9 protein-coding genes and 1 tRNA gene are annotated in these 8,750 nt (G+C 42.3%); 6 read left to right on the forward strand and 4 right to left on the reverse strand.

Annotated elements, in window-relative coordinates; genetic code table 11:
* Positions 1-41 precede the first annotated feature (41 nt).
* From QVO97_RS02865 to QVO97_RS02875, 3 genes are all read right to left on the reverse strand, one after another.
* A complete protein-coding gene (locus QVO97_RS02865) occupies positions 42-974 on the reverse strand; it encodes a YqaJ viral recombinase family nuclease (RefSeq protein ID WP_022358910.1) in 933 nt (310 codons plus the stop codon).
* Positions 975-1,001: 27 nt separating this feature from the next.
* Positions 1,002-1,736, reverse strand: coding sequence for a hypothetical protein (locus QVO97_RS02870; RefSeq protein WP_022358911.1), 735 nt, complete (start codon positions 1,734-1,736; stop codon positions 1,002-1,004).
* 79 nt (positions 1,737-1,815) lie between these two features.
* A complete protein-coding gene (locus QVO97_RS02875; RefSeq protein WP_022358912.1) occupies positions 1,816-2,748 on the reverse strand; it encodes a DUF932 domain-containing protein in 933 nt (310 codons plus the stop codon).
* 244 nt (positions 2,749-2,992) lie between these two features.
* On the opposite strand from QVO97_RS02875, the gene QVO97_RS02880 reads away from it, so the two are divergent.
* The 6 genes from QVO97_RS02880 to QVO97_RS02905 all read left to right on the forward strand — a co-directional run bounded on the left by QVO97_RS02880 (position 2,993) and on the right by QVO97_RS02905 (position 8,430).
* Positions 2,993-3,169 (forward strand): helix-turn-helix domain-containing protein, encoded by a 177-nt coding sequence (locus QVO97_RS02880; protein WP_022358914.1) that lies wholly within the window; start codon positions 2,993-2,995, stop codon positions 3,167-3,169.
* A gap of 270 nt (positions 3,170-3,439) precedes the next feature.
* On the forward strand, positions 3,440-4,453 hold the full coding sequence (locus tag QVO97_RS02885) for a hypothetical protein (RefSeq protein WP_022358915.1): 1,014 nt from the start codon (positions 3,440-3,442) through the stop codon (positions 4,451-4,453).
* A gap of 217 nt (positions 4,454-4,670) precedes the next feature.
* Positions 4,671-5,216: a hypothetical protein gene (locus QVO97_RS02890; protein ID WP_118653316.1), complete on the forward strand. Its 546-nt coding sequence runs from the start codon at positions 4,671-4,673 to the stop codon at positions 5,214-5,216.
* Positions 5,191-6,939, forward strand: a complete 1,749-nt coding sequence (locus tag QVO97_RS02895) for a DNA primase family protein (protein ID WP_022358917.1) — start codon at positions 5,191-5,193, stop codon at positions 6,937-6,939. Before QVO97_RS02890 ends, QVO97_RS02895 begins: the two co-directional genes overlap by 26 nt.
* A 69-nt stretch (positions 6,940-7,008) precedes the next feature.
* The gene (locus QVO97_RS02900) at positions 7,009-7,197 is read left to right on the forward strand and encodes a hypothetical protein (protein ID WP_022358918.1); all 189 of its coding nucleotides are present in this window, start codon (positions 7,009-7,011) and stop codon (positions 7,195-7,197) included.
* Between the two features lie 72 nt (positions 7,198-7,269).
* Positions 7,270-8,430 (forward strand): tyrosine-type recombinase/integrase, encoded by a 1,161-nt coding sequence (locus tag QVO97_RS02905; protein WP_022358919.1) that lies wholly within the window; start codon positions 7,270-7,272, stop codon positions 8,428-8,430.
* A 209-nt stretch (positions 8,431-8,639) separates the two neighbouring features.
* On the opposite strand, the gene QVO97_RS02910 is transcribed toward QVO97_RS02905, so the two are convergent.
* A tRNA-Cys gene (locus QVO97_RS02910) sits at positions 8,640-8,710 on the reverse strand.
* Between the last annotated feature and the right edge of the window lie 40 nt (positions 8,711-8,750).

An 8,750-nucleotide genomic window follows, 5' to 3' on the forward strand; every position in this document is an offset into this window, starting at 1 on the left:
ATATGCTTCGCTACTCCCCCAGCTTCCTATCTTGCCACTTTTTATGCTACCTTAACCGTAAACCGGCTACTTTTCCTACTCTGCACATACTCCCGATAGACCTCCGGCTTCTCCTGCTTCAGACGTTTTATATCCAAGCATTCTGAAGCAATTTCCTGCCACACTACCCGGTAATGTTCGCTGTTTGCCTCCCCGCATCCATCCATAAATACCTTTACCTCCTGCTCAATCTGCGTCTTTTCTCTCTCCAGCTGTTTCATCTTTTCCGAAATATCCTGCCTGCGGTTCAATTTTGTTTCCATCGCCGCCGACAGCTCTCTTGTTTCCGTCTTTTTGAACCGATGAAAATATTCTTCCAGCACAGCGCTACATGATGCAGAGCCATCCGGTTCTGGCATCCGTCTCGCCAGAATATGATTCTCCCAAAAATCCTCTTCCAGCGCTATCAGCTGTTCTCCCATCTCTTCATCCCAGTCAATCCGGGAATATACAAATCCCTGTCCCAGTATAACCGCCGCGATATACCAGGTTCGTTTTCCGGTTACCACCATGTAATGAATACACTGCATCAGATAATGCATAGGAATCGCTCCATTCTCCCACTTTCCCGCATTGTAGGCGCTTACCGTCTTACACTCCAAACCTGCATCTTCCCCCACAAGCAGCCGATCCACATCCGCATACATAAACGGGTGCTCTTCGCTCCAATACATCTTATTAGAACGCCGCACCTTTTTACCTGTCTCTTCTGTAAACCGCTGTGCAACATAATTTTCCAAATCTCTCCCCTGCCGCATTGCTTCATTATCTGATAAATCCAACGTATCCGTTGTCTTCTCCCAATAAACCGCCATTGGACTTCTATATAGATTCAGTCCACACACAGCTCCGGCGTCCGAACCTCCGATTCCTCCTTTCCGCAGCCTCAACCATTCCTCATGCTCCATTCCCATTGTTGATATTGTCTTACACATAACTATTTCTCCTTTCCTTGTCCCATTTTAGGCAGCCGCTACGGGGTTCGACTTTTTCAGTCCACTCATCGCATCCCGATAATGCTCCGGCTTCATCTGCTCAATTCTTTCTAAATGGTAACGCGCCAATACCTGTTCCAGCGAGATTCCTGTCCGCTCTAATTCTTTCTGCAAATCCCGCCGCATTTTATCCGACAGCTGTGCTCTGGCTGTTTCGGACACTCTTCCCGGCTTGTTAGAAGAAGTTCCTGATAATTGCATTCTAAATACGACGCCTCCTTTGGCATTACAGATCTCCAGACCTTCTATTTCTCGGTTTGATGCGTAGCTGATAGCTGACACCCGAAAATGCTCAGATGTTGTATATCTTTTCCCATCATATGAAATCGCGGCTTTCTCTACCGGAATCCAAATAAACGGAGCCGAATATAACTCTCTCCCAATCCCCCAGTTGACACAAGCACGTTTGAAGCTGTCCGATGCCTGCCCCTTTTCTTTTTCCGTATAACTCTCCGTTCCTACGTCCTGCTTGGCTATCCATTGCTGTTTCTCGGCATCCCACACCTCTACCGTACAGTACAAATTTCCGCCTATCTCCTGATGTGTCCGCTTCCATCCACATGGAGAAAAGCATTCATCCAAAATCTTTTGATCCACGCGGGCATCTTTATATAGAAGCAAACTCAATCCATTTTTCCCTATACTTCCGACCCTGCATTCAATTTCACTGGCTTCTAAAAGACGAATTTTACTTCCGATCATGTCTCATCCCTCCTGTTTTTCTCAAACGGGCAAAAGAAAAAGAGTACCCGCTTTTAAACGGATACTCTCATTTTTACCACTATGCCGTTTTTACCATTTCATACGCCTTATCTATCATCGCATTTCCATCCACTGTCCGGGCAAATAGATTCTCCCGGTAACCACTCCGCGTTCTCAGCGGCTTGGCATGGGTCGCAAAATCAGATACCGCATTGATAAAACGATATGCATTCTTTCCTATATGCTGTAAATCTGGTGCATCAAAATACCTCGCTTTCATATCCTCTTTCATTCGCATAATATTTTTTACCTGCTGTTCCGACGGATTCAGCAGCAATGGGAACATAGAATCTATATATTCCAGCACCTGACGATCGGATAATTTCTGTTGATTCAGATAATCAATCGTCTTTCCCAGTTCCGCCATATATTTATCCGCATAAAGCAGCGTATTCTTCGCATCTTCCAATTTTCCCCGAATATCTCCCGTATGATTGGTCGCCCAGCAACGCTTCGCCGTTGATAACGCCAAATTCAGCGTATTCTGGCACACGACACGAATCGGTGTCATAGCTGCCTTGATTGCCCCACTTCCGTCATGGCTGTTCATGAATACCAGATACGGCGTAATCTCATCCCCACTAATAATATAGCGGGTAGGAAGTTTCGCTAAAATCCAAGTCCGGCGACCGTTCTGCAAACTGCCCGCCGTTTCATATGTGACTCCCTCACCAAGTAATTCATCCGTAAAAGCAAACGCTTCTTCATTCTGGACTACCTTGTAGCGGTCACTTACCACTCCTAACACCTGATTATCTGTCTCTCTTAAATTCGCCCGAAATCCCGGAACGGTGATCCCTTCCTCCGTTACCAGATTTTTCTGAACTACTCTCCAGTCCAGACCAGCCAGTTCTAACGCCGCCCCCGATGTTGCTGCTTCTTCCACCATGGTTCCCAGACCATGCCACGGTTTTGTTCTCGTATAAAACATTGTCTCCACATTTGCTGCCATCTTAGTTTCCTCCTTCCAGTCTGTGTGCCAGCCAAATAATCAGCTGTGCCGATGCTTTTCCCATTAGTTTCAAAATTTGTGTTCCTGTTTTCATTTTGTTTCCTCACTTTCTGATTTTCTTTGATTCAAACAAATGATGTATGATTTCAAAATCGAAGAGTACGCAACAGCCGGAGGGAAAAACACTCATATAAACCAATGAGGACTACCACAGCCCAAATTATTTTTTGAAAGGAATGATTCTATGTTCGAACAAACACCGGATATCCTGACCTTTAAAGAATGTCAGGAACTCTTAAAGATAGGAAAAAACACCTTGCTGGATTTACTCCATAACGAAGAAATTGAAGGTTTTAAAATCGGCACACGCTGGAAAATTCCTAAAGCTGCCGTGCTGGAATATATTTATCATAAATATTAAAAAATGTGCCGATGTGTCAATGTGCCAGAACTTTTTTACCTTTTCCCCATTTTGTATTAATTAAAATACAATTTCCTTCTGTCCGCGCCCATAATTATCTCAACCAACCATTTTTACTAATAAAATCAAGGTTTCCCCGGCACATTGACACATACTTTTTTCTTCAAGAAACTGCGATGTGACGAATTGCGCGATCAAAACAAGTTGAAAATTTCTTCAACCGTTCTATACTAAGCTCACAGGAAATCATTTTACTAGGGAGGTAGTCATATGGAAAGAACAATTAACTTTATTCAGGTTGTCTACGAGTATTATAAGAATGAACCGCCTTACAGCGACTTCACGCTTGAAGAGCTTCTTGAGAAAGAAATTCCTACAGGCAAAAAAGCAGCTTCCGTTCCGGTCGCAGAATTTGAACAAGCCCGCCAGGACTTTACCAAAGATTTCCGTGATATTGTGCGGATATTCTGCATCGAGGATTTTATCGAAGATTTCAAAATAAACGGTGAATATCAATTTACTTTCGCTGATCGTGATTTTCTCGTTACGCTGGTTAATCATTACCGCACAAAACAAGCCTGGATAAAAGCTCTGAAAAAGGCGTTTAATTATCCGCTTGATAAGCGTAATTTCGAAAATCTCAACCGCGAATATTTTTGCAAATTCCAGCATTCGGGTGAACTCATTGCCGAACTGAGATTTGCTGTCGAGGGATTTCTTGAAATGTATAATCGCCTAGAGACTATCTCTAAGGATGCCAAAAAGAAATTTGAGCAGACCATACAAATCGCAACACAGTATCCAATCATGGCGTTCAAACAATTTTTTTCGAATAGAATTTTTGATATGTGTACTTCCGCTATCACATTAGAGGATGTAACGCATTCACTTGATGGTGTCATTCTCAACGACTACTATCAGTGGCTTCATACCACCGCTTCCCAGCTCGATTCCGTTATATCCAACGCACAAGATAGCCTTATCGCTATCCGCAAAAAACGAGCCAAAGAATTTCAGAACGCGATGAATAAAGAGGCTGAGCTACGTATCGTCTCCGAGTGTGCCGAACGATTAAATCAGTATGTACGCGAACATTGTCCGGAAGCACTTGATGAACATGATGAATGGGAGGATAGTTCAATGAAGAGAACACTCGCCGAAAGTAAAAAGCAACGAACCAAAAACAGCCGCCACCGTCAGGTATGGAAGGATGCCTTGATGAATGAACAAAAGAATCATCCAGAGGCTTTTGAAATTATGGCTAAATTTTATAATATCATCTAAAATTAGCTTGACATCCTTGGATTTAGCCTCATAAAACAGTTCAAAAATATGCATCTGCAATGTATTTCAAACGTGGGAGATTTTGACAAAAAATCTCCCACGTGTTTTTTTCTGCCTCCTTTGCTATACTATCCCCATCATCAGTGCTGAAGAAAATTTAAAATATAAGGAGAAACGGTAGCGCAGCTCCGGAACTGTGCTACCTATATAAAAAAATATGAACGAAACATCAATCGAAACAAAAAACGCTGTTTTGGCAGGAGTAGAGGCAGCAAAGCAGCCTAAGAGTTCTGCTATTCTCTTCCAGCTTCTCAACAAGGGCGCTGCTGCTAAGTTGGATGTTTATGATTGTTCAAAAATAAGCAATGCCTATATCTGTATCAGGCAGAACCACTCTTCTATGATCTGGTCTGTCCAAGATGGAGAATATGTATCTTGTCCTACATCCTTAATGATATGGATTAAAAATTCAAAGAAAATGGGAATTGCCGTCAAATCAACCGAAACATCCGAATCGCAGTTTATTTTGAATAATGGCAAAGACTTTTTCTTTCCAGAGGATTTTTCCATCCACGGGTTCGTTGAAAATCAAGAATATGGCATCGCTTTTTTCTTCTCTCATGATAAACAGGTCTTTACACGGGAGGAAAATAATGAAGAGGGATTTTCTTCACTCTGTACCTTATTGACTCTGTTTATGCAAGATAAAGATGGTTCTACCGTGGAGGAAGATGAAAATGACTACATGGAATACTCCTTCTGATAAAGGCTTGAAATCCAGAACAGAAGACTCAAAAAATAACTCCGAAAATATTTGGGGGGATTTTACCGAAGATTTTCATCAAGCGTTACATGACACAGAATACACAGAAAATCTATCGGACAATCTCTTGCTGTCCACGGAACATAAAGAAAATGCTCCGAAGAAAAAAGCAAAAAGAACGGATAAAACGCGAAGACTTGGCAACCGGTCAACTAAAAAATCAAAATTTGAACCTGATGAGGATGATTTTTTCCAAAATCTTATCAACTCATCCATTCCACCAAACGAGGATGAGATATCAGTAAAGCCTTCTCCGAATCCTCCGGCAGAAAAAATAGCACCTGTATCAGTGCTACAGCCTACAGTAATCCCCGTGGCACCCCAAACACTGATGTCAGGCAAAAATAAATCTTCAATGAACATAGACCAGATAGCGAATGCTATTACCAAAGCTCTGACTATCATCCTGCATGATAACTGTCTTTATTATTATACAGGTAAATGCTATCAGATTATCGAGGATTCCGAAGATCTTCTGAGGGTTGTCCGCTCGAAAGTCAGACAGGATGCGTTCTCCAGCTATTCGAGGAAAAAATTTGACGATTTATTTACCTATATGCGGGTAGACGAACGCCTGATTCCAGATGATTATGAGGAAAAGCTCCAGAAATCCGCTGATTATGTCAGCCTCAAAAACGGTGTCCTGAATTTGAAAAAATTGAAACTTCTTGCTCATAATAAGAAATTTCTTATTTTCTATTCTCTGGATGCCGACTGGATAGAAGAACCTGAAAGCCAGAGTTTTGATGGATTTCTATCTACTATCAGCGGTGGGAATCCTGAAATTAAAACTCGAATCATAGAATCCATGGGGTATTTACTTTCTTCCTGTAATAAGGGGAAATGTTTCTTTGTAATGGGAACTGCTCCAAACAGTGGTAAAAGTACGTTAGGCGAATTTCTCCAAAAAACGCTTGGCAATAAACTGGTTACCAGTAAATCCATTACCCAGATTCCCGGACGTTTTTCGATGGGCGATATTCAGGGAAAACTTCTCAATCTATCTCTGGATCTCCCTAAAGGAAAATTTACCCCTATCGTCGTGTCTATCATCAAACAGATTACCGGTGGGGACAGCATTTCAATAGAACGAAAATATGACAAACTGCGGGATATTCACAGCACAATACGCTTTCTATTCGCAAGCAACTATCCCGTTACGATTTCACGTTCTGATGAAGACGATGCTTTCTGGGCACGTATGATCGTAATTCCTTTTCTTTACACCATAGAAAAGGAATACGCAGATACAGAGCTTTCCCGTAAGCTGCTACAGGAAAAAGATGACATTATATCCATATGTCTACGAGCTTTGAGCAATGTAGTCAATAACCATTACATTTTCTCTCCCTGTGAAGCTGCGGACAAGATAAAAGAACGCTGGCGGTATCAAGAGTGTGACTCTATAGAAAGTATTCCGCTATTTGTAGAAGAATACCTAGAGGTCACTGGAGAACCGACCGATATGGTTTACTCCCGACAGTTATACGAGATTTATCGTAATTTCTGTGAGGAGTCCGATTTTTCTCCCCTGCGCTACCACACGTTCATCAGCTGGTTTTGCTCCAATATCAATGGATGCTCTACCAAAAGGCGGCATGAAACAGGGAAAAATCCAATGGCTGCTCTTACAGGTATCCGGGTAAAACAATGGGATGACTAGGCAACAGGTAAATTTCATTTTTTAGATTATACATCATATCTGTGAAATACACAGAAAGGAGATTTTGATATGGTTTACAGCAATTTATATTCATTTTCCGACTTATTAACGATCTTTCCATTTGGGAAAACAAAGCTCCGGCAGCTGCTGCTCGCAGGTGTCCTTCCGGTTGTGAAAGTCGGTCGCCAGTATGTTACCAGCGATGAAGCAATCCAGCGATGGGTTCTGGAAAATGCAGGAAAAGAAATTTTATATTGATTTTTAACAGCGGCGGATTGTGACATCTGTTACTCGTCACAATCCGCACCTTTAGACGAAAGGAGCACTAAAATGCCATCTACTACAAGTACCCGAAAAAGAAAAGGCGCTGGAAACATCCAGAAGAAAGCAAATGGTTCTTATCTTGGGCGCATCCGTATTACCGGATACGATACATATTATTATACCGGAACCTCTGAAAAAGATGTTCAAAAGAACCTTAATGAATTTTATGAAAAAACACAGCGGCATGAAATAATTGCGCGCAAGGAGACCGTCAACACCTATATCGAGCGATGGCTTGAAAATGTAAAACGGCACACCATGAAACCAGCTTCCTACGATCGTCTGGAACGCACTTACAACCGGCAGATCAAGCATTCTCCGGTAGGCCGCAGTCAGTTAGGAAGCCTTACCAGCATGGAAATACAAGCCTTAATCAATTCATACACATCATCGTTAGCTTATTCAACTCTAAAGAAGGTCTATGACCTCCTGAATAATTGCTTCCGATATGCTGTTGCCGTCCGTGATATCGGATACAATCCAGTTGACGGGGTACAGCTCCCCAAACAGGAAAATATGGCGATTCAGCCAAAAGAAATTGAGATATTATCAAGCGAAGATTTAGCAAAGCTTGAAAAAGCGCAGTATTGCCTCTATTCAAGCGGAGAACCGCGATACTGGTACGCTTCCGCCTATGTGCTAATTGCCAATACCGGGCTGCGCTCCGGCGAAGCACTCGGACTGACATGGGATAAAATCAACTTCAAAACCAAGACACTGACCGTATCACAAAATGCTTCCAGAATCAAAAACCGTGATGGCATCAATGCACATGGAAGTAAACAAATTATCGTTTCTACGAAAACCCGTTCTGGAACTCGCCAAGTTCCCCTGAACGATAAAGCGCTGGCTGCTCTTAGCCATCTAAAAGAATTGCATGACAGGAAACGGATTCAGAGCAATTTCGTAATCTGCACATCAACTGGAAAGATGGTGGTTCAAAGTTCTTTCTATCACATCTTTCAAAATATGCAGCGGTCGCTTGGCATCACGCCTGTAACAATTCACGCACTGCGCCATACATTCGCCAGTCAGTTGATAGAAGCCGGTGTAGACATTAAGGTAGTAAGTCAGCTATTAGGACATTCCTCCGTGAAAATCACTTATGATACCTACGTTCATACCAGCCTGGAGCGTGCATTTTCTGCCGTACAGACTCTGGTATAGCCATCCAATAAATGGCTGAAAAATTTGGTGCCCTATTGGTGCCTTATTTTTCGTTCAGAAGCAGTAAAAAATGACCTCTAACGGAAATTTACAAGGAAATTTTCCTATAGATATTTCACAGTTATTTTAAGGGTTAAAATCCCGGAAACCCTTGTAAAATAAGGCTTTCCAGGCACAAAAAAAGGAACCATCTTTCGATGATTCCTCAGAGGCGACAACCAGATTTGAACTGGTGATCAGGGTGTTGCAGACCCACGCCTTACCACTTGGCTATGTCGCCATAAATGACCCCAACGAGATTCGAACTCGTGTTACCGCCG

It is taken from the genome of Clostridium sp. CAG:43, assembly GCF_000434655.1.
GTDB lineage: Bacteria > Bacillota > Clostridia > Lachnospirales > Lachnospiraceae > Otoolea > Otoolea fessa.

What these genes read in the sequence shown, in the direction of transcription:
- QVO97_RS02885 (WP_022358915.1), top strand. Translation starts at nt 3,440, where the DNA reads ATGGAAAGAACAATTAACTTTATTCAGGTTGTCTACGAGTATTATAAG.
- QVO97_RS02895 (WP_022358917.1), top strand. Translation starts at nt 5,191, where the DNA reads ATGACTACATGGAATACTCCTTCTGATAAAGGCTTGAAATCCAGAACA.
- QVO97_RS02880 (WP_022358914.1), top strand. Translation starts at nt 2,993, where the DNA reads ATGTTCGAACAAACACCGGATATCCTGACCTTTAAAGAATGTCAGGAA.
- QVO97_RS02900 (WP_022358918.1), top strand. Translation starts at nt 7,009, where the DNA reads ATGGTTTACAGCAATTTATATTCATTTTCCGACTTATTAACGATCTTT.
- QVO97_RS02870 (WP_022358911.1), bottom strand. Translation starts at nt 1,736, where the DNA reads ATGATCGGAAGTAAAATTCGTCTTTTAGAAGCCAGTGAAATTGAATGC.
- QVO97_RS02865 (WP_022358910.1), bottom strand. Translation starts at nt 974, where the DNA reads ATGTGTAAGACAATATCAACAATGGGAATGGAGCATGAGGAATGGTTG.
- QVO97_RS02890 (WP_118653316.1), top strand. Translation starts at nt 4,671, where the DNA reads ATGAACGAAACATCAATCGAAACAAAAAACGCTGTTTTGGCAGGAGTA.
- QVO97_RS02905 (WP_022358919.1), top strand. Translation starts at nt 7,270, where the DNA reads ATGCCATCTACTACAAGTACCCGAAAAAGAAAAGGCGCTGGAAACATC.
- QVO97_RS02875 (WP_022358912.1), bottom strand. Translation starts at nt 2,748, where the DNA reads ATGGCAGCAAATGTGGAGACAATGTTTTATACGAGAACAAAACCGTGG.